The organism is Limnohabitans sp. INBF003, assembly GCF_055396645.1.
Genome location: NZ_AP029222.1, coordinates 1,370,424 through 1,387,930 on the forward strand (window position 1 = coordinate 1,370,424; position 17,507 = coordinate 1,387,930).

The window sequence follows — 17,507 nt, forward strand, 5'->3', positions numbered from 1 at the left end:
CTGTGCAAGCCCAATCCGTTGATGTGAACGAGCATCCCGATGCCAATTATGTGCGCAGGTTCAGACCCCCCGCAGCGGACCGCACGCGTTTTGAACCCTTGCCACCAGAGCAACGGATGCTCAATGAGCCCAAGGTCAAACTCTTGGCTCGCAAGGATGGGTATGAGTTTTGCTCTCGCATCACGGGGGTGCCGATCAGCCCCACTTCTCGTCCGATGGCTTGTGCTTACTGGAACGTCAAGCGTCGCGAGTGCACCGTGGTCACACCTGAGGTGACGGGCTTCAACTATGTGGGGCATGAGTTGCGTCACTGCTTCGAGGGGGCTTTTCATGATTGAAAATCGCTCTCGTCAGTTGAATGGGGTTCAGGCAGAGGGACGCAGGGCCTGTTTGCAATGGGCCTTGTCTGCGCTTTTGACTGGTGCCGTGCCTGCAGCTTTGGCACAAGACCGCAAGCCCCGCATGAGGGTGGGCTTCATTGCCCGTTATCAGCCTTACAGTTTTGTTCAGCCCGATGGGCGCTTGACCGGGTTTGATGTGGATGTGGTCAAGGCCTTGCTGGAGGCATCGGGTTACGAGCTGGAGCCGGTGAGTGACACCTTGACGCATTTGCGCACCAAGCTGCAAAACGGCGAGATCGCGTTCATTGGCAATCAGCTGCTGGTCACGCCAGAGAATCGCCGTTATTTTGATTTTGTAAGGTCTTACGCCACGATCCAGCTGGTCAGTGTTTTGCACGAAGACGATGACCGTGATTTTTTGAGCCTGGATGATTTCCTGGGTAAAAAATTGGGCGTATTGGCCAACACGGGGATTGAAGACCAGGCCCGTGGGGCTCTGGGCAAAGCGGTGCATGCGTTCGAGCGGATCGAAGACGCCTTCAAGGCCCTGGCCGATCGCAAGATCGATGCGGTTCTGGAAGAGAACCTGATTGCCGAGTATTTCATCGACCGCGATGGTCTGCCGCTAAAAGTGGGGGTGCCTTTTGCCTCGCCCATTCGCGTGGGGCTGGCGGTGCCCAAAGGCCACAAAGAGATGGAAAACCGCTTGACGCAGGCGGTGCAAAGTCTGGTGAAAGACAAAAACTTCAAAACCATCTCGAACCGCTGGTTTGGCTACGACGTTAGCCGTCCCCGTGTCTCGCACGCGTCCAGCACCTGAAGCCTCGTCTGTAGGTCAATGCTGTGGGAAGGAACCCCAGCGGCGGCTCATCGCTGGTGTTTGTGGGAGGCTGCCCCTGCGGCCGAATGGCGGTGCGGCACAAACGCCCGAGCCAGACCAAACGCCCGAGTCAGACCAAACATTCGCGAGCAGGGGCTCGCTCCCACGAAGACCGACTCCTGTGCATCGTTAAGATCGTGGGATGCCTTTATCTGTAGATTCTGATTTGACGGGTTTGCCCAGAGATGCCCAAAGCATCCTGAACTTGGCGGCCAAATCATTGTTTGATGTCTTTGCCCATGCCAGCGAGGGCATGTTGCTGGTGGACCGTTCGGGCTGTGTGGTCTGGATCAACGACCAGTACCGCCGTTATCTGCCCGCCTTGGGCTTTGCCAGCGAGCAGGACTTTGTGGGCCAGCCGGTAGCCGAGGTGATTCAAAACACGCAGATGCAGCGTGTGTTGGAGACCGGAAAACCCATTCTGATCGACCTGCTGACCAACAAGGCGGGGACCTTTGTGGTCAGCCGATTTCCGCTGCGTGACGATGCCGGTCAGGTGATTGGGGCTTTGGGTGTGGTCCTGTTTGACCAGGCGCAGTCAAATTTGCAGCCGTTTCTGGCCAAGTTTTCCTTGATGCAGCGCGAATTGGACGAAGCCCGCGACGCCCTGGCGGTTCAGCGGCGAACGGGGTTGGGTCTGCGCCAGGCACGGCACAGTTTTGCCAGCTTCATTGGTGCCAGTGCGCCCGTGGTAGCCCTCAAACGCCAGGCCAGAAGGGCGGCCCAGTCCAGCAGCCCGGTGTTGCTGCTGGGCGAAACGGGCACAGGCAAGGAGTTGCTGGCCCACGCGATCCATGCCGCGTCGCCGCGTGCCAAAGGACCCTTGGTGAGTGTGAACATTGCCGCTGTGCCAGAAACATTGCTCGAAGCCGAGTTTTTTGGTGTGGCCCCAGGTGCTTACACCGGGGCTGAACGCAAGGGGCGGGATGGCAAATTCAGGCTGGCCGATGGGGGCACCTTGTTTCTGGACGAAATCGGGGACATGCCCTTGGCTTTGCAGGCCAAGCTCTTGCGGGCCTTGCAAGAGGGTGAAATCGAACCTTTGGGTTCCAACCGACTGGTGCCTTTTGATGCCCGTGTGATTGCGGCCACCTCGCGCGACTTGCCCAAGCTGGTGCAGGCTGGCCAGTTTCGGGAGGACTTGTTTTACCGCTTGAATGTGTTGCCCTTGCGGGTGCCGCCTTTGCGCGAGCGCGCCAGCGACATTCCTGCTTTGCTGGAAGTTTTGGCCGAGGATCTGGCTTTGCGCAGCGATTTGCCGCACCCGGAGTTCAGTGCACAGGCGGTGGCCTTGTTGTCAGCCCAGCATTGGCGCGGCAATGTGCGCGAGTTGCGCAACGTGATCGAGCAGCTTTTGCTGCGCAGCGAAACCGGTGTCATGGATGTCGCCGAGGTCGAGGTGGTGCTTCGCGAATCGGGGCTCAGCCAGATATCCCCCGTGCCGGTCGATGCGGGCATGCGTTCACTGAAGGACCAGATCGTGGCGGCCGACGACACACCGCTGCCGCCTTTGTCGCAACAGGTGCAGGCTTTGGAGCGTTTGGCTGTGGCAAAGGCCCTGGCCTTGACCGGCGGCAACAAAGTGGCAGCGGCCAAAATGTTGGGCGTGTCCCGTGCCAAGCTGTACCAGCGCCTTGATTGATTTGTCTGAATTTCATGCAACTGTATTTTTATTGGTCATATAAACTGTCTGATAAAAATACACTTCATTTCGAACAGTCGGGCACTCATGAAAAGTTCAATGCCGACAAGGACTTGGCGCGTGCCTGTTTAGGGGTGTGCTTGGCATAAGTTGTGCAATCAGCACGGGGTGAAATCCGTCAGCTCTTTTTTAACAGGAGACCCAAATGTTCCGTAGACATCTCATTTCATGGGCCGCATTGGCCGTGTCCAGTGCATTGATTCCCGCCGCCATGGCGCAGGGCAAAGACATCAAGATCGCCCACATTTACAGCAAAACCGGCCCGCTGGAGGCCTATGGCAAGCAAACCCAGACGGGTTTCATGATGGGCCTGAGCTATGCAACCGGCGGCAGCATGGAGGTTGCAGGTCGCAAGCTGGTGGTGATTGAAAAAGACGATCAGGGCAAGCCTGATCTTGGCAAGAACCTGTTGGCGGCCGCGTATGGCGACGACAAGGTAGACCTGGCTGTAGGCCCAACCGCATCGCCCGTGGCCCTGGCCATGCTGCCGGTGGCCGAAGAGTACAAAAAGATCCTGCTGGTGGAGCCTGCTGTGGCCGACTCGATCACCGGTGACAAGTGGAACAAATACATCTTCCGCACCGGCCGCAACAGCAGCCAGGACGCGATTGCCAACGCCGTGGCGGTGGACAAGGATGGCGTGAGCATCGTCACCATGGCGCAGGACTCGGCCTTTGGCCGTGACGGCGTGAAGGCCTTCAAGGAAGCCTTGAAAAAATCCAAGCTGGTGCACGAAGAGTACCTGCCACCCGCCACCACCGACTTCACCGCCGGTGCGCAGCGCATGATCGACAAGCTCAAGGGCCAGCCTGGCCGCAAGATCATCTTCATCATCTGGGCCGGTGGCAACCCCTTCAAGATCGCCGACATGGACTTGAAGCGCTACGGCATCGAGATCGCCACGGGCGGCAACATCCTGCCCGCCATGGTGGCCTACAAGCAGTTCCCCGGCATGGAAGGCGCGGCCTACTACTACTTCGGCATGCCCAAGAACCCGGTCAATGACGCCATGGTGGCCTCGCATTACCAGCAGTTCAAGACGCCACCGGACTTCTTCACCGCAGGTGGTTTCTCATCGGCCATGGCCTTGGTCACTGCGCTCAAAAAGACCAACGGCGACACCAGTGCCAACAAGCTGATCAGCACCATGGAAGGCATGAGCTTTGACACACCCAAGGGCAAGATGACCTTCCGCAAGGAAGACCACCAGGCCATGCAGAGCATGTACCACTTCAAGATCAAGGTCGACCCAGCGTTTGCCTGGGGCGTGCCCGAGCTGGTCCGCGAGATCAAGCCCGAAGAGATGAACGTGCCGATCCGCAATAAACGCTGATCAACTTTTATAGGTAGGAGCCAGCCCTGCTGGTGATGCAGCGTGTGCTGATCGCTTGCAGGCAAGCTCCTACAAATGATTCTGACCGTAGGAGCCAGCCCTGCTGGCGATGAATGCTTGTGGTCCAACGGCGATCGCTTGCAGGCAAGCTCCTACAAAATCTTGGGCCTTTGAGGCTGTTTCCTGGTGAATGTTGAATGCTTGAAACCCAAAACCTGACTGTGCGGTTTGGCGGTCATGTGGCGGTCAATGCGGTGTCGTGCCGCTTTGCCCCCGGCACCCTGACCGCCATCGTCGGCCCTAACGGGGCGGGCAAGACCACCTACTTCAACCTGATTTCGGGGCAGTTGCCCGCCACTGCTGGCTTGGTGCACCTGAACGGGCGCGAGCTGACCGGCTTGCCTGCTTCGGCACGCACCCGGGCTGGCCTGGGTCGGGCGTTCCAGTTGACCAACCTGTTCCCCAATTTGTCGGTGCTGGAGAACGTGCGCCTGGCCGTGCAGGCCACGAAAGAGGGCGCACACCGCCGGGGCCTGAACCTGTGGAGCATCTGGAGTGACCATGCCGCTTTGACGAACAGCGCTTTGGACATTCTGCAATCCGTGTCGATGGCCGCGCAGCAGGACGCCCCGGTGGCCAGCCTGCCGCACGGCGACCAGCGCAAGCTCGAAGTGGCGCTGCTCATGGCACTGGAGCCCTCGGTTTACATGTTTGACGAGCCGACGGCCGGCATGAGCCACGACGAAGCACCGGTGATCCTGGACCTGATCCGCCAGCTCAAAAAAGACAAGACCAAAACCATCTTGTTGGTCGAGCACAAGATGGACGTGGTGCGCGAGCTGGCCGACCGCATCATCGTGCTGCACAACGGCACGCTGGTGGCCGATGGCGAGCCGAACGAGGTGATCGCGTCGCCCATCGTGCAAGAGGCTTACCTCGGCAAAGCCAAGGAGGCTGCATGAACAAGCCAGAGATGAGCGTTAACCTGCTGACCCTCGAAGGCGTGCACACGCACATCGGGGCGTACCACATCCTGCATGGGGTGGACCTGGTCGTGCCGCGTGGCGAACTCATCATGCTGCTGGGCCGTAACGGCGCGGGCAAGACCACCACGCTGCGCACCATCATGGGCCTGTGGATGGCCTCGCAAGGGCGCATCACCTTTGGCGGTGAAGACATCACGGCGCTGAACACGCCCGCGATTGCGCAAAAAAACATCGCTTACGTGCCGGAAAACATGGGCATCTTTTCGGATTTGACTGTGAAGGAAAACATGCTGCTGGCCGCCCGCAGCGCCCAGCACGCGGCGCAGATGGACGAAGCGCGGCTGCAGTGGATTTTCAAGCTCTTCCCGGCGGTCGAAAAGTTCTGGAACCACCCGGCAGGCAAGCTCTCGGGCGGGCAAAAGCAGATGCTGGCTGTGTCGCGGGCGATTGTGGAGCCGCGTGATCTGCTCATCATCGACGAGCCCAGCAAGGGCCTGGCCCCGGCCATCATCCAAAACATGATCGACGCCTTTCAGCAGCTCAAGGCCAGTGGTGTGACGATTTTGCTGGTGGAGCAGAACATCCACTTCGCCCAGCAGCTGGGCGACACCGTGGCCGTGATGGACAACGGCCGCGTGGTGCATGCAGGCCGCATGCAGGCGCTGGCCGAAGACACGGCTTTGCAGCAATCTTTGTTGGGGCTGGCTTTATGAAATGGTTTGAAGACATCGATACACGCCCCTTGCTGCTGGTGCCGGTGCTGGCGCTGCTGGCCTGGCCCCTGATCGGTTCGGGCTCGACCTGGCTCACGCTCACCGTGGCGGGCCTGGCCATGGGCATGATCATTTTCATCATGGCCTCGGGCCTGACGCTGGTGTTTGGCCTCATGGACGTGTTGAACTTTGGCCATGGCCTGTTCATCGCGCTGGGCGCTTTTGTGGCCACCAGCGTGCTGGGTGCCATGGGCGACTGGACGGGTTCTGGCGAGTGGTGGCGCAACATGGTGGCGGTACTGCCCGCCATGGGCATCGCCATGGCCGTGGCTGCGGCGGTGGGCCTGGCCTTTGAGCGTTTCATCGTGCGGCCGGTGTATGGCCAGCACCTCAAACAGATCCTGATCACCATGGGCGGCATGATCATTGGCGAGGAACTCATCAAGGTCATTTGGGGCCCGCTGCAAATCGCCTTGCCTTTGCCTGAAGCCATGCGCGGCTCGGTGCTCTGGGGCGATGCGGCGATCGAGAAATACCGCCTGCTGGCCGTGACCGTGGGCTTGGCTGTGTTTGCGGTGCAGATGTGGGTGCTGGGCCGCACCAAGATCGGCTTGCTGATTCGCGCTGGCGTGCAAGACCGCGAGATGGTCGAGTCGCTGGGCTACCGCATCCGCCGCCTGTTTGTGGGCGTGTTCGTGGTGGGCAGCGCGCTGGCGGGCTTGGGCGGCGTCATGTGGGGCCTGTACCAGCAAAACGTGGTGCCGCAGATGGGCGCGCAGGTCAACGTGCTGATCTTCATCGTCATCATCATCGGCGGGCTGGGCTCGACCGGCGGGGCATTGATCGGGGCTTTGCTGGTGGGCTTGATGGCCAACTACACCGGCTTTCTGGCCCCCAAGCTGGCGCTGTTTTCCAACATCGCGCTGATGGCGGGGGTGCTGCTGTGGCGTCCGCAGGGCGTTTACCCCGTGGCCAACCGTTAAGGATCTAGACATGCTGAATCGTCTCATTTCCAATGACCAGCCGCGCAGCCGCCTGCTGGCCGCTTTGCTGCTCCTCACCTTGCTGGGCCTGGCCTTTGCGCCATTTTTGTTTCCGGGTGTCAAGGCCTTGTCGGTCGCGGCCAAGGTGCTGATTTTTGTGGTGCTGGTGGCGGGTTTTGACCTGCTCTTGGGCTACACCGGCATCGTGAGCTTTGCGCACACCATGTTCTTTGGCATCGGGGCCTATGGCATCGCCATCTCGTCCAACACCTGGGGGCCGACCTGGGCCGCTTTGGCCGCAGGCTTTGCTTTGTCGCTGGGCTTGACGCTCGCGTTGTCTTTGGCCATTGGTCTGTTTTCGCTGCGCGTGCGGGCCATCTTTTTCGCCATGATCACGTTGGCGGTGGCTGCCGCCTTCCAGACGTTGGCTTCGCAACTGTCCGACTTCACCGGCGGCGAAGACGGCCTGAGCTTCAAGCTGCCCGAGCTGCTGCTGCCCAGCACCGAGTTCAGCGAAGAGCCCTTTCTGGGCGTGTCGCTCGATGGGCGTTTGCTTTGCTATTACCTGTTGTTTGTGCTGGCGGTGGGCATGCTGCTGTCGCTCTTGCGCATCGTCAATTCGCCGTTTGGCCGCGTGTTGCAAGCCATCCGCGAAAACGAGTTCCGCGCCGAGGCGATTGGCTACCGCGTGGTGGTGTACCGCACGCTGGCGAGCGTGTTGTCGGCGCTTTATGCCTGTGTGGCCGGGGCCATGCTGGCGCTTTGGCTGCGCTACAACGGGCCGGACACCTCGCTCAGCTTTGAAATCATGATGGACGTGTTGCTGATCGTCGTCATCGGCGGCATGGGCACCATCTATGGTGCGGCCATTGGCTCGGTGTTGTTTTTGCTGGCACAAAGCTATTTGCAGGATCTGCTGCGCCTGGCGAGCGAGGCCACTGCTGCGCTGCCTTTGCTGCCTGCGCTGCTTTCGCCCGACCGTTGGCTGCTTTGGTTGGGTCTGCTGTTTGTCCTGTCGGTGTATTACTTCCCGACCGGGGTGGTGGGGCGCTTGCGCACCCGCGCCGCGCTGCGGGCACTGGCCTCGTCAAAACAGGGTTGAGGCCGATATGACTTTCACATCCAACTACATCCGCTGCGCCGGACTGGAAATCCACTACACCGACTGGGGCAAGGCCGACAAAGGAACGGTGATCGCCTGGCACGGCCTGGCCCGCACCGGCCGCGACATGGACGAATTGGCGGCGCACCTGAGCGACAGGGGGTACCGGGTCATCTGCCCCGACACGGTGGGTCGCGGCCTGTCGCAGTGGAGCAGCGCGCCCGAGCAGGAATATTGCCTGGCCTTTTACGCCCGCATCGCGCGAGAGCTGATGGACGGCTTGCAGCTGCGCGCCGTGCATTGGGTGGGCACCTCCATGGGCGGCGCGATTGGCACGCTGTGCGCGGCGGGGCTGGTCGAGCCGAGCCTCAAACACCGCATCCTGAGTCTCACACTCAACGACAACGCGCCGGAACTGGCCCAGGCGGCCATTGACCGCATCAAGGCCTATGCGGGCACGCCCCCGGCCTTTGCCACGGTGACCGAACTCGAAGCCTTTTTGCGCCAGGTCTACAAACCCTATGGCTGGCTGAGCGATGCCCAGTGGCGACGGCTGACCGAAACGTCCACCCGCCGCTTGCCGGACGGACGCGTGACTCCGCATTACGACCCGGCCATGGTGAGCCAGTTCACTGCGCACCCCAACGATTACCTGATCTGGCCGCATTACGATGCCATTCAGGTGCCTGTGCTGCTGCTGCGCGGTGTGGAGTCTGACCTGGTTTTGCCCGAGACTGCGGCCGAGATGCGCCGCCGTGGGCCGGGTGCCCGTGGTCAGCTCAAGCACATCGAGGTGCCAGGTTGCGGCCATGCGCCGGCGCTGAATGTGCTGCAGCAGCTGGAATGGGTGACCGCCTTCATCGAGGCGGTTTGACCATCGACAGCCGGGATCAGGGCGTGCGTCAGGTTTTGGCGCCGTGCGCCAAAGCTCTGGCCCGACTGGCGGCCAGTGCCGCTGCATCCGGTGTTGACAAATCCCACCCCTGCATGTGCCCCAAGCCAATGTCAGCCAAAGCCTCTATCCACTGCGCGTGGTTATTCAGGCAAGGGATGTAGCTGAAGCTTTCGCCGCCCGCGTGCAAAAAAGCTTCTTGTGCTTCTTGCTGGATTTCTTCCAGCGTTTCCAGGCAGTCGCCAGTAAAGCCCGGGCAGATCACATCGACTTTTTTGACGCCTTGCTGTGCCATGGCGATCAGGGTGGGCTCGGTGTAGGGTTCCAGCCATTTGGCTTTGCCAAAGCGCGACTGGAAGGTCAGTTTGTACTGGTCTTTGGACAGGCCCAGCGCTTCGGCCAACAGGCGACCTGTTTTCATGCATTCGCAGTGGTAGGGGTCGCCCAGGTGCAGGGTGCGCTCGGGCACGCCATGAAAGCTCATCACCAGCTTTTCGGCCTGGCCGTGGGTGGCCCAGTGTTCGCGCACGGTCTGCGCCAACGCGGCAATGTAGCGCGGGTCGTCGTGGTAACGGTTGACAAAGCGCATTTCGGGGATGAGTCGGGTTTTGAGGCCCCAGCGGTAGACGGCGTCGAACACGCTGGCGGTGGTGGTGCCGCTGTATTGGGGGTAGGCGGGCACGATCAGCACGCGCTGCACACCTTCGGCCTTGAGGTCGCTCAGTTGCGCGGGGATGGATGGCTGGCCGTAGCGCATGGCGTAACGCACCGTCACGCTGTGGCCGCGTTCTTGCAAAACGGTGCCCAGCGATTGGGCGTGTTGTTCGGTGAAGACTTTGAGTGGCGAGCCGCCTTCGGTCCAGATGCTGGCGTATTTGGCGGCCGATTTTTTGGGACGCACGCGCAAGATGATGCCGTGCAGGATCAGCCACCAAATCGGTTTGGGGATCTCGACCACGCGGCTGTCACCGAGGAATTCGGCCAGATAAGTGCGCAGGGCCGGGGCGGTGGGGGCGCTGGGGGTGCCGAGGTTGCAGTACAGGATGGCCGTTTTGGCGGCCTGACCATGCTGGAAGGAGGGTTCTTTGTTGAATGCCATGTCGGGTATTCTCCCTCACCATGCTTGACCTCTCCCGCATCCGCGCCATCACCCTTGATCTCGACGACACCTTGTGGCCCGTCTGGCCCACCATTCACCGCGCCGAAGCGGTGCTGACCGACTGGCTGACGCAACACGCGCCCGCCACGGCGGCGTTGTCCAACCAGAGCGAGGTCAAAAAAACCGTGCGCGCCGAGATCAACGCCCGCCATGCCGACCGGGCGCATGACTTGTCTTTTTTGCGGTTGGAGTCCATCCGTGCGCTGCTGGTGCAAGCCGGTGACCCAGGCCACTTGGCCGAGCCCGCATTTGAAGTCTTTTTTGCCGAGCGCCAGCGGGTCGATCTGTTTGACGACGCGCTGCCTGCCTTGGCCTTCTGGAGCCAGCGTTATCCGGTGGTGGCCCTGTCGAATGGCAATGCCGACGTGCACCGCGTGGGCATTGGCCAGCACTTTTACGCCAGCGTGAGCGCCAAATCGCTGGGCGTGGCCAAGCCGGACTTGCGCATTTTTGTGGCGGGGGCACAGGCTGCAGGCGTTGCGCCGCACGAGGTACTGCACATCGGCGACGACGCGCACGCCGACTGCGTGGGGGCGCTGGCCGCAGGCATGCAGGTGGCCTGGCTCAACCGCGAAGGCCACGCCTGGAGCCACGGTGACACCCGCCCGCATCTGGAGGTGCGAGACTTGTACGCGCTGTGTGCCTGCTGGCCTGAATACCAAGCTTGAGGAGACCGACATGACTTTGAAAATTTACGGCATTGGCGCTTCCCGCGCCGTGCGCCCCTTGTGGACCGCGCTGGAGCTGGGCGTGCCTTTTGAACTCATTTCTACGCCTTACGCGGGTGGTGCGACCCGCACGCCCGAGTTTTTGGCGATCAACCCCAACGGGCACATTCCGGCCGTGGTGGACGAACGCCCCGAAGGCACCGTCACCGTCTGGGAAAGCATGGCCTGCGCGCTCTACATTGCCCGTGTGTACGGCCAGGCCGATGGCCAAACGATCACGCCCGCCACGCCCCGCGAAGAAGCCGAAGCCCTGCGCTGGAGTTTTTGGACGGTGACGGAGCTTGAAAAAGATGCGCTCACCGTGCTGATGCACCGCCTGGCCATGCCCGCAGACCAGCGCAAACCTGACTTGGCTGACCAGGCCGAAAGCCGACTGAAGGTGCCATTGGCTGTCCTCGAAAAACACCTGCAAGCCCAACACGCCCAAGGCCAAGCCTATCTGGCCGGCAACCGATTCACCGTGGCCGACGTGTGCGTGGCCAGCGTCGCCAGCTGGGTTCGCCCGGCCGCTGCGCTTCTGATGCAGTACCCAGCGGTGTCAAGCTGGCTGGATGCCTGTGTGGAACGCCCAGCTCAAAAGCAGGCTCGGGCGATGAAGTGAAGTGTAGGGTGATCGGGTGCAGCGGGGGTCGGCCCCATCAGCTCACCGCCAAAGGCGTGAGAAGGTGCCTCACTAGATCGGTCACGCTGCGGATGTGCTCGCCAAAGGGCAGCCTACCCGCGCCTCGGAAGAAAAGGCCACGCTCGGCGTCACCTGCCATGGCATGACCGAGTTGCTGGTCGATGCAGAATTGGCCGATGCCTGAAATTCCATCGCGCAAGCCGCAGGTTTGCAGGCAGTCAAACGACATGTTGCATTTGGCCTTGGGGTGGGCACGCGCTTGCAACACGGGCAGGATGCGCAGGTATTTGTCCAGCCAAGGCGTCCGCACCGCGCGCGCAGGCAAACCGGCCACACTCGTGAATTCCACAAGATCTTGCGGCTTGGCTTGTGCCAGGATGTGTTTGAACACTTCTGAAGCGTCGCATTCTTCGGTGACGGCAAAGGCGGTGCCCAGCTGCACGCCTGCAGCGCCCAGGCCTTGCAGCCGCACGATGTCGGCATGGCTGTCGATGCCACCGGCCGCAATCAATGGGATGTCGCGCTCATAGCCCGCTTGGCGAAAGAATTCGCGCACTTGCGGAATCACCACCTCGAAGTCAAACCGCGTATCGGCCAGATCGGCCACCTTGGCCGCGCCCAGGTGCCCACCTGCCAGGCGTGGGTTTTCGATCACGATGGCGTCGGGCAGTCGGCCTTTCTTTTCCCATTTGCGCACCAGCAGCTGCACGCCGCGGGCGTCCGACAGGATGGGAATCAGCGCCACCTCGGGATGTTCGCGCGCCAGCTCGGGCAGGTCCAGCGGTAAGCCTGCGCCCACCACCAGCGCGTCGGCACCGCTTTGCAGCGCTTGCCTAACATAGGCTTCGTAGGCACTGAGCGCTTTCATCACGTTCACCGCGATCCAGCCCTGTCCTTGCGAGGCTTCGCGAGCTGTGCAGATTTCGCGGTCGAGTGCGCTCAGGTTGGCCGCGTTGATGCGTTCGCGTGCATCGGGCTCTTTGTCCAGGTGTGCGGTTTGCGCCATCAGGTCGGGGTGGCGGCGGCGCAGGTCCACCGACGAGATGGTGCCCATGCCGCCCAGCCGGGCCACGGCCGAGGCCAGCCCGGAGGCCGACACGCCCACGCCCATACCGCCTTGCACGATGGGCAGCAGGCTTTTTCCTTGGATACACAGCGGGCGCAGGCCGACAGCTTCTGCCTGCGCCAACCACTGGCCGGATGCGTCCGGTCGATGTGGGTGAGCGTTCATGGATCAGTGTTGTGCCTGGCCTTCAAAGGCCGGGAACAGCAGGTTGTTTTCGAGGTGGATGTGCTCAATCAGGTCTTCGGTCAGTCGGGCCGTTCCTGCATACAGTGCTTGCCAGGTGTTGCAGGCCCCAACAGGTGGCTGGTGTTGGGTGGTCAACTCGGCCAGACGCTCCAACTGGGCGCCGTGACTCACATGCTCGTGGCGCATCACGCCTATCGGGTGCACCACCATTGGGTGGCCCCCTTGCTTGAGCAGCGGGAACAGGATCTGTTCTTCCTTGGTCATGTGTTCAAGTAACTCTTGCTCCATGGTTTCCAGTTGGTCAGCCAGGCCGCACGGCACCTGCGGGTGGTCGCGGTGCACGGCTTCCACGCGTCTCGCCATGCGGATGAGTTCGGGCAGTTGCAGGCGGTGCACCTCGTGGTAGCGCTGCAGGATGTAGTCCACCAAATCGCTGGCCGATGGGGCAGAGGGAAGGTCGTTGGTGCGCTCCAGCGCGTTCAGGACTTGCAGCACCTCGTCCGTATTCAGTCCTTTTTCGGCGCAAGCTGTGGCCAGTGACTGTTGGCCGCCACAGCAAAAATCCAGCTTCAGCTTGCGAAAAATGGCGGTGGCCCCGGGGATTTTTACCGCCAATGAGCCGATGCTTTGTTGGGCCTTGCCTGCAACGGCGGTGGACTGGGCTGTGACTTGTGCCATGTGTATTCCTTTAAATATTCATTGAAAGTGAATCTATTATCAGAGAAGATTCATTTTGTGTGAATATTCACCCTTGTGACGTTCAGGTTTTTACATCCTTCCAAAGAACAATGGTGTTTTTGAAGTCGTTCAGGCACGCTGTCGGTTCTATCTGGAGTTGTTCCATGGATTTTTCACCGTCACCTCAAGCGCGCCAGTGGCACCAGCGCTTGCAAGCTTTTATGGACCGGTATCTGCTGCCCTACAACGCAGCGTGGCATCAGTCGGTAAAAAACGACGAGTTTCCGCCCCCGTTCATGGGTGACCTTCAGGCGCTGGCGAAGGAAGAGGGGCTGTGGAATTTATTTTTACCCGGCTTGAAGTCGGGTGAGCCGGGTACTGGTTTGAGCCACCTGGACTACGCCCCCTTGGCCGAAACCATGGGCCGATTGCCCTGGGCGGCCGAGGTCTTCAATTGCAATGCACCCGACAGCGGCAACATGGAACTGCTGCACCGGTTTGCCAACGAGGCGCAGCAGGCATGCTGGCTTGCACCTTTGCTGCGCGGCGAAATCCGCTCCGCTTTTGCCATGTCCGAGCCTGATGTGGCCTCGTCTGACCCGACCAATTTGCAAACCACGCTGCGCGCTGACGGCAATGACTGGGTGCTCAACGGGCGCAAGTGGTTCATCACGGGCGCAGCGCACCCGCATTGCAAATTGCTGATCGTCATGTGCAAAAACGAAGGCCCATCAGGTCTGAGCGGACAGGACGAGGGTCCAGCGTGGACAGCCGAGCAGGCCGCGCACCACCAGCACAGCATGGTGCTGGTGCCCATGGACACACCTGGTATAGAGGTGTTGCGCAACATCCCGGTCGTGCACCACCTGGCACCCGAAGGACATTGTGAAATTTTGTTGCGCCAGGTGCGCATTGCCAAAGACCATTTGCTTGGGGGCTGGGGCCAGGGCTTTTCCATGGCGCAGGCGCGCCTGGGGCCGGGGCGGGTGCACCACTGCATGCGGACCATTGGCCAGTGCGAGCTGGCGCTGGAAATGGCCACTGAACGCGCGTTGGAGCGTACCGTCTTTGGCAAGCATTTGTCTGATCAGTCGAACGTGCAGGACTGGTTGGCCGAGTCCCGTCTCGAGATTGACCAGGCGCGGCTTTTGGTGCTCAAGACCGCTTGGATGCTGGACCTGGGCGATGCGCCAGCCGCCGTGCTGCGGGCCCAAGTTTCGGGCATCAAGGTGGTGGCTGCCCGGTTGCAGACCCGTGTGGTGGATCGCGCTATGCAGATCTTTGGTGCCATGGGCCTTTCGCCCGACACGCCCTTGGCCTATTTTTGGACCTGGGGCCGCGCCATGCACCTGATGGACGGTCCGGACGAAGTGCATTTGCGCGTCCTGGCGCGACACGAACTGCACAAAGCGCGCGAACGCATGGGGCAAACCGCCGCGTACTTCACCACGCCCGAGCAAATGCGGACACCACCGCACCTGTCGGCCTGATATACCGGGCTTGTCGGTCAGATGACACACATGAATTTGTTTGATACCCACTTTCTTGACGCAAAGCAAATCAGCGCATGCAGGTCGCCGATAGCCTCAGGGCCCAACGCCTCTGTGAAATGGCTCTGCATGACTTTGCCAGCACTTTTAGCACCTGATTCTCTGAAGGAAAACGAATGAACCGCTCCGCTGAAGACCCACAGTTGACTGGCGCTTTGCCGCTTTTGCAACCACAGCCCATCAGCACCGATGTGCTGAAGGAAAAATACCTTAAGGATGACGAGGCCAGTGCCAGTGAATTGTTCGACCGCGTGGCCCGTGCCTTGGCCAGCGTCGAAAAGCCCGAGCTGCGTGCCGAATATGAACAGAAGTTCCGGCGCAACCTGGAGGCGGGCGCCATTGGCGCCGGCCGCATCATGAGCGCGGCGGGCACTGGCATCCAGGCGACCTTGATCAACTGTTTTGTGCAGCCCGTGGGCGACTGCATTCAGGGGCGTGACGATGGCGGCTACCCCGGCATTTACGAGGCGTTGCGCGAAGCGGCCGAGACCATGCGCCGAGGCGGTGGCGTGGGCTACGACTTCTCGCGCATCCGTCCCAAAGGCGCGCGCGTCAAGGGGACGGCCTCCACCGCGTCGGGGCCTTGCAGTTACATCAATGTGTTTGACCAGTCGTGTGCCACGGTGGAAAGCGCGGGCGCCCGGCGCGGCGCTCAAATGGGCGTGCTGCGCATCGACCATCCGGACGTGATGGAGTTCATCACCGCCAAGCGCACGCCGGGACGCTGGAACAATTTCAACGTGTCGGTGGGCGTGAGCGATGCCTTCATCGACGCGGTGCAACAAGACCGCAGCTGGGACCTGGTGCACGCGGCCCGCCCCGGAGACGATCAGATCCAACAAGGTGCCCGGCAACGCGAAGACGGCCAATGGGTGTACCAAAGCCTGCGGGCGCGGGACCTGTGGGACACCATCATGCGCTCGGCCTACGACTTTGCCGAACCCGGCATTTTGTTCCTCGACCAGATCAACCGTGACAACAACCTGCGTGCCATCGAATCGATCAGCGCAACCAATCCCTGCGGGGAACAGCCTCTGCCGCCTTATGGTTGCTGTGACCTCGGCCCGGTGATCCTGCCGCGTTTTGTGCGCCATGCTTTTGGTCGAGGCGGCGAGGTGGTGTTTGACTTTGAGGCCTTTGCCCAAAGCGTGGCCTTGCAGGTGCGCGCTCTGGACAACGTGCTGGATCTGACGCACTGGCCTTTGCCAGAGCAGGAACAGGAAGCCCAGGCCAAACGCCGTATCGGCGTGGGCTTCACGGGGCTGGGTGATGCATTGGTGATGCTGGGCCTGCCCTACAACGCCCAACAGGGGCGTGACATGGCACAACAAATTGCCCGTAGCATGCGGGATGCCGCATACGCCGCATCGGTGGATTTAGCACGCGAGAAGGGGGTTTTTGCGCTGTTCGATGCCGAGGCCTACCTGGCCGAAGGCACCTTCGCCAGCCGCTTGCCCGTGGCGATCCAGGCCGATATTCGGGCTCACGGTATTCGCAACAGCCATTTGCTGTCGATCGCGCCTACCGGTACGGTGAGTCTGGCCTTTGCCGACAATGCGTCCAACGGCATCGAGCCCGCGTTTTCGTGGACCTACACGCGCAAAAAGCGAGAGGCTGACGGCACACGCAGCGAGTACGAGGTACAGGACCATGCTTGGCGTGTTTATCGGGCACTGGGTGGCGACATGGCGCATTTGCCTGCCGCCTTTGTGGGGGCCATGGACATGAGCGCTAATGAGCACATCGCCATGATGGAGGCGGTGCAGCCCTTTGTGGACACTGCTATTTCCAAAACGGTGAACGTGCCCGCCGATTACCCCTACGCGGATTTCAAGGGCTTGTACCTGCAGGCCTGGCGCTCAGGACTCAAAGGGTTGGCCACTTACCGGCCTAATGCGATTTTGGGCTCGGTTCTGACGCTGACGCCCGATAAGGCATCGACGCCGGCAGCACCTACGCCCTCTGCTGCAGTCGATCCGATGCGCACTGTGATCGAAAGTCGACCGAATGGCGCGCTGGATGCGGTGGCTGAAAAAATCGAGTACTGGACCAACGAAGGCGCCAAGTCGCTGTACCTGGTTGTCTCCTTTTTGCCTGTCTCGCGGGGTGAGGGGCTGGACTTGGTGGACCGCGCCATCGAGTTCTTCATGCCGGTAGGCCAAAGTGGGGAGTCCCAACAGTGGATCACGGCCAGCATGCGTTTGCTGTCCCTGGCTGCGCGCGGCGGCTTTCTGGAGCGGGCGCTGTCGGACATGCGCAAGGTTGCCTGGGACCGTGGCCCGGTGCGCTGCGGCCACAAGGTGCGTGATGACGGAACCCGCGTGCCCCTGTGGCACGACTCTGAAGTGTCCGCGATTGCTTGGGCGATCCAGAACATCTTGGAATTGCGCGCACAACGCCAGGGCACGCCCGATCAGATGACGCTTCCACTGCCTGAGGTGTCAGAGCCCGAGCCCACCGCCCCAGCTACAGGCAGCGCCGTGATGACCGGCAAGAAATGCCCCGACTGTGGGGCGCACGCCGTGATCAAGAAAGACGGTTGCGAATACTGTACGCAGTGCGGGTTTGTGGGAGCTTGCGGATGAG

At 61.2% G+C, this 17,507-nt stretch carries 16 protein-coding genes; 13 read left to right on the plus strand and 3 right to left on the minus strand.

Translation table 11 applies throughout. From position 1 onward, the window contains the following. Positions 1-23: 23 nt before the first annotated feature. The 9 genes from ACZ5VE_RS06225 to ACZ5VE_RS06265 all read left to right on the plus strand — a co-directional run bounded on the left by ACZ5VE_RS06225 (position 24) and on the right by ACZ5VE_RS06265 (position 8,914). Positions 24-338 carry a hypothetical protein gene (locus ACZ5VE_RS06225; RefSeq protein WP_464457153.1) on the plus strand — a complete coding sequence of 105 codons (315 nt, stop codon included), beginning with the start codon at positions 24-26 and terminating at the stop codon, positions 336-338. A gap of 64 nt (positions 339-402) precedes the next feature. Beyond that, a complete protein-coding gene (locus ACZ5VE_RS06230) occupies positions 403-1,161 on the plus strand; it encodes a substrate-binding periplasmic protein (RefSeq protein WP_464457154.1) in 759 nt (252 codons plus the stop codon). Between the two features lie 202 nt (positions 1,162-1,363). Continuing rightward, positions 1,364-2,863, plus strand: a complete 1,500-nt coding sequence (locus tag ACZ5VE_RS06235; protein WP_464457155.1) for a sigma-54 interaction domain-containing protein — start codon at positions 1,364-1,366, stop codon at positions 2,861-2,863. A gap of 205 nt (positions 2,864-3,068) precedes the next feature. Further along, a complete protein-coding gene (locus ACZ5VE_RS06240; protein ID WP_464457156.1) occupies positions 3,069-4,256 on the plus strand; it encodes a substrate-binding domain-containing protein in 1,188 nt (395 codons plus the stop codon). A 197-nt stretch (positions 4,257-4,453) separates the two neighbouring features. After that, positions 4,454-5,218 (plus strand): ABC transporter ATP-binding protein, encoded by a 765-nt coding sequence (locus tag ACZ5VE_RS06245; protein ID WP_464457157.1) that lies wholly within the window; start codon positions 4,454-4,456, stop codon positions 5,216-5,218. Positions 5,219-5,229: 11 nt separating this feature from the next. Continuing rightward, entirely contained in the window at positions 5,230-5,955 is a 726-nt protein-coding gene (locus ACZ5VE_RS06250; protein ID WP_464457451.1) for an ABC transporter ATP-binding protein, read from the plus strand. After that, positions 5,952-6,938: a branched-chain amino acid ABC transporter permease gene (locus ACZ5VE_RS06255; protein ID WP_464457158.1), complete on the plus strand. Its 987-nt coding sequence runs from the start codon at positions 5,952-5,954 to the stop codon at positions 6,936-6,938. Before ACZ5VE_RS06250 ends, ACZ5VE_RS06255 begins: the two co-directional genes overlap by 4 nt. A 10-nt stretch (positions 6,939-6,948) precedes the next feature. Continuing rightward, on the plus strand, positions 6,949-8,040 hold the full coding sequence (locus ACZ5VE_RS06260; RefSeq protein WP_464457159.1) for a branched-chain amino acid ABC transporter permease: 1,092 nt from the start codon (positions 6,949-6,951) through the stop codon (positions 8,038-8,040). 7 nt (positions 8,041-8,047) lie between these two features. Then, positions 8,048-8,914, plus strand: coding sequence for an alpha/beta fold hydrolase (locus tag ACZ5VE_RS06265; protein WP_464457160.1), 867 nt, complete (start codon positions 8,048-8,050; stop codon positions 8,912-8,914). Between the two features lie 28 nt (positions 8,915-8,942). Here the strand turns inward: ACZ5VE_RS06265 and hemH are convergent, their stop codons facing one another. Continuing rightward, on the minus strand, positions 8,943-10,031 hold the full coding sequence (gene hemH / locus ACZ5VE_RS06270) for a ferrochelatase (RefSeq protein ID WP_464457161.1): 1,089 nt from the start codon (positions 10,029-10,031) through the stop codon (positions 8,943-8,945). Between the two features lie 20 nt (positions 10,032-10,051). On the opposite strand from hemH, the gene ACZ5VE_RS06275 reads away from it, so the two are divergent. Continuing rightward, complete coding sequence (locus tag ACZ5VE_RS06275; protein ID WP_464457162.1) at positions 10,052-10,759, plus strand: HAD family hydrolase; 708 nt, start codon at positions 10,052-10,054, stop codon at positions 10,757-10,759. A gap of 10 nt (positions 10,760-10,769) precedes the next feature. Further along, on the plus strand, positions 10,770-11,420 hold the full coding sequence (locus tag ACZ5VE_RS06280; protein WP_464457163.1) for a glutathione S-transferase family protein: 651 nt from the start codon (positions 10,770-10,772) through the stop codon (positions 11,418-11,420). A 37-nt stretch (positions 11,421-11,457) separates the two neighbouring features. Here ACZ5VE_RS06280 and ACZ5VE_RS06285 read toward each other — a convergent pair whose 3' ends face one another. Together ACZ5VE_RS06285 and ytfE are read right to left on the minus strand one after the other, a co-directional pair. After that, positions 11,458-12,672, minus strand: a complete 1,215-nt coding sequence (locus ACZ5VE_RS06285) for an NAD(P)H-dependent flavin oxidoreductase (RefSeq protein ID WP_464457164.1) — start codon at positions 12,670-12,672, stop codon at positions 11,458-11,460. Between the two features lie 3 nt (positions 12,673-12,675). Next, on the minus strand, positions 12,676-13,371 hold the full coding sequence (gene ytfE / locus ACZ5VE_RS06290) for an iron-sulfur cluster repair protein YtfE (RefSeq protein WP_464457165.1): 696 nt from the start codon (positions 13,369-13,371) through the stop codon (positions 12,676-12,678). A 164-nt stretch (positions 13,372-13,535) separates the two neighbouring features. Here ytfE and ACZ5VE_RS06295 point away from each other — a divergent pair, with 164 nt between their 5' ends. Beyond that, the gene (locus ACZ5VE_RS06295) at positions 13,536-14,861 is read left to right on the plus strand and encodes an acyl-CoA dehydrogenase family protein (RefSeq protein WP_464457166.1); all 1,326 of its coding nucleotides are present in this window, start codon (positions 13,536-13,538) and stop codon (positions 14,859-14,861) included. Positions 14,862-15,037: 176 nt separating this feature from the next. Then, a complete protein-coding gene (locus ACZ5VE_RS06300) occupies positions 15,038-17,506 on the plus strand; it encodes an adenosylcobalamin-dependent ribonucleoside-diphosphate reductase (RefSeq protein ID WP_464457167.1) in 2,469 nt (822 codons plus the stop codon). The last annotated feature ends 1 nt before the right edge of the window (position 17,507 follow it).

Excerpts from the sequence above, each read along its gene's own strand:
- ACZ5VE_RS06235 (WP_464457155.1), top strand. The coding sequence starts at position 1,364 with ATGCCTTTATCTGTAGATTCTGATTTGACGGGTTTGCCCAGAGATGCC.
- ACZ5VE_RS06240 (WP_464457156.1), top strand. The coding sequence starts at position 3,069 with ATGTTCCGTAGACATCTCATTTCATGGGCCGCATTGGCCGTGTCCAGT.
- ACZ5VE_RS06245 (WP_464457157.1), top strand. The coding sequence starts at position 4,454 with ATGCTTGAAACCCAAAACCTGACTGTGCGGTTTGGCGGTCATGTGGCG.
- ACZ5VE_RS06250 (WP_464457451.1), top strand. The coding sequence starts at position 5,230 with ATGAGCGTTAACCTGCTGACCCTCGAAGGCGTGCACACGCACATCGGG.
- ACZ5VE_RS06255 (WP_464457158.1), top strand. The coding sequence starts at position 5,952 with ATGAAATGGTTTGAAGACATCGATACACGCCCCTTGCTGCTGGTGCCG.
- ACZ5VE_RS06260 (WP_464457159.1), top strand. The coding sequence starts at position 6,949 with ATGCTGAATCGTCTCATTTCCAATGACCAGCCGCGCAGCCGCCTGCTG.
- ACZ5VE_RS06265 (WP_464457160.1), top strand. The coding sequence starts at position 8,048 with ATGACTTTCACATCCAACTACATCCGCTGCGCCGGACTGGAAATCCAC.
- hemH (WP_464457161.1), bottom strand. The coding sequence starts at position 10,031 with ATGGCATTCAACAAAGAACCCTCCTTCCAGCATGGTCAGGCCGCCAAA.
- ACZ5VE_RS06275 (WP_464457162.1), top strand. The coding sequence starts at position 10,052 with ATGCTTGACCTCTCCCGCATCCGCGCCATCACCCTTGATCTCGACGAC.
- ACZ5VE_RS06280 (WP_464457163.1), top strand. The coding sequence starts at position 10,770 with ATGACTTTGAAAATTTACGGCATTGGCGCTTCCCGCGCCGTGCGCCCC.
- ACZ5VE_RS06285 (WP_464457164.1), bottom strand. The coding sequence starts at position 12,672 with ATGAACGCTCACCCACATCGACCGGACGCATCCGGCCAGTGGTTGGCG.
- ytfE (WP_464457165.1), bottom strand. The coding sequence starts at position 13,371 with ATGGCACAAGTCACAGCCCAGTCCACCGCCGTTGCAGGCAAGGCCCAA.
- ACZ5VE_RS06295 (WP_464457166.1), top strand. The coding sequence starts at position 13,536 with ATGGATTTTTCACCGTCACCTCAAGCGCGCCAGTGGCACCAGCGCTTG.
- ACZ5VE_RS06300 (WP_464457167.1), top strand. The coding sequence starts at position 15,038 with ATGAACCGCTCCGCTGAAGACCCACAGTTGACTGGCGCTTTGCCGCTT.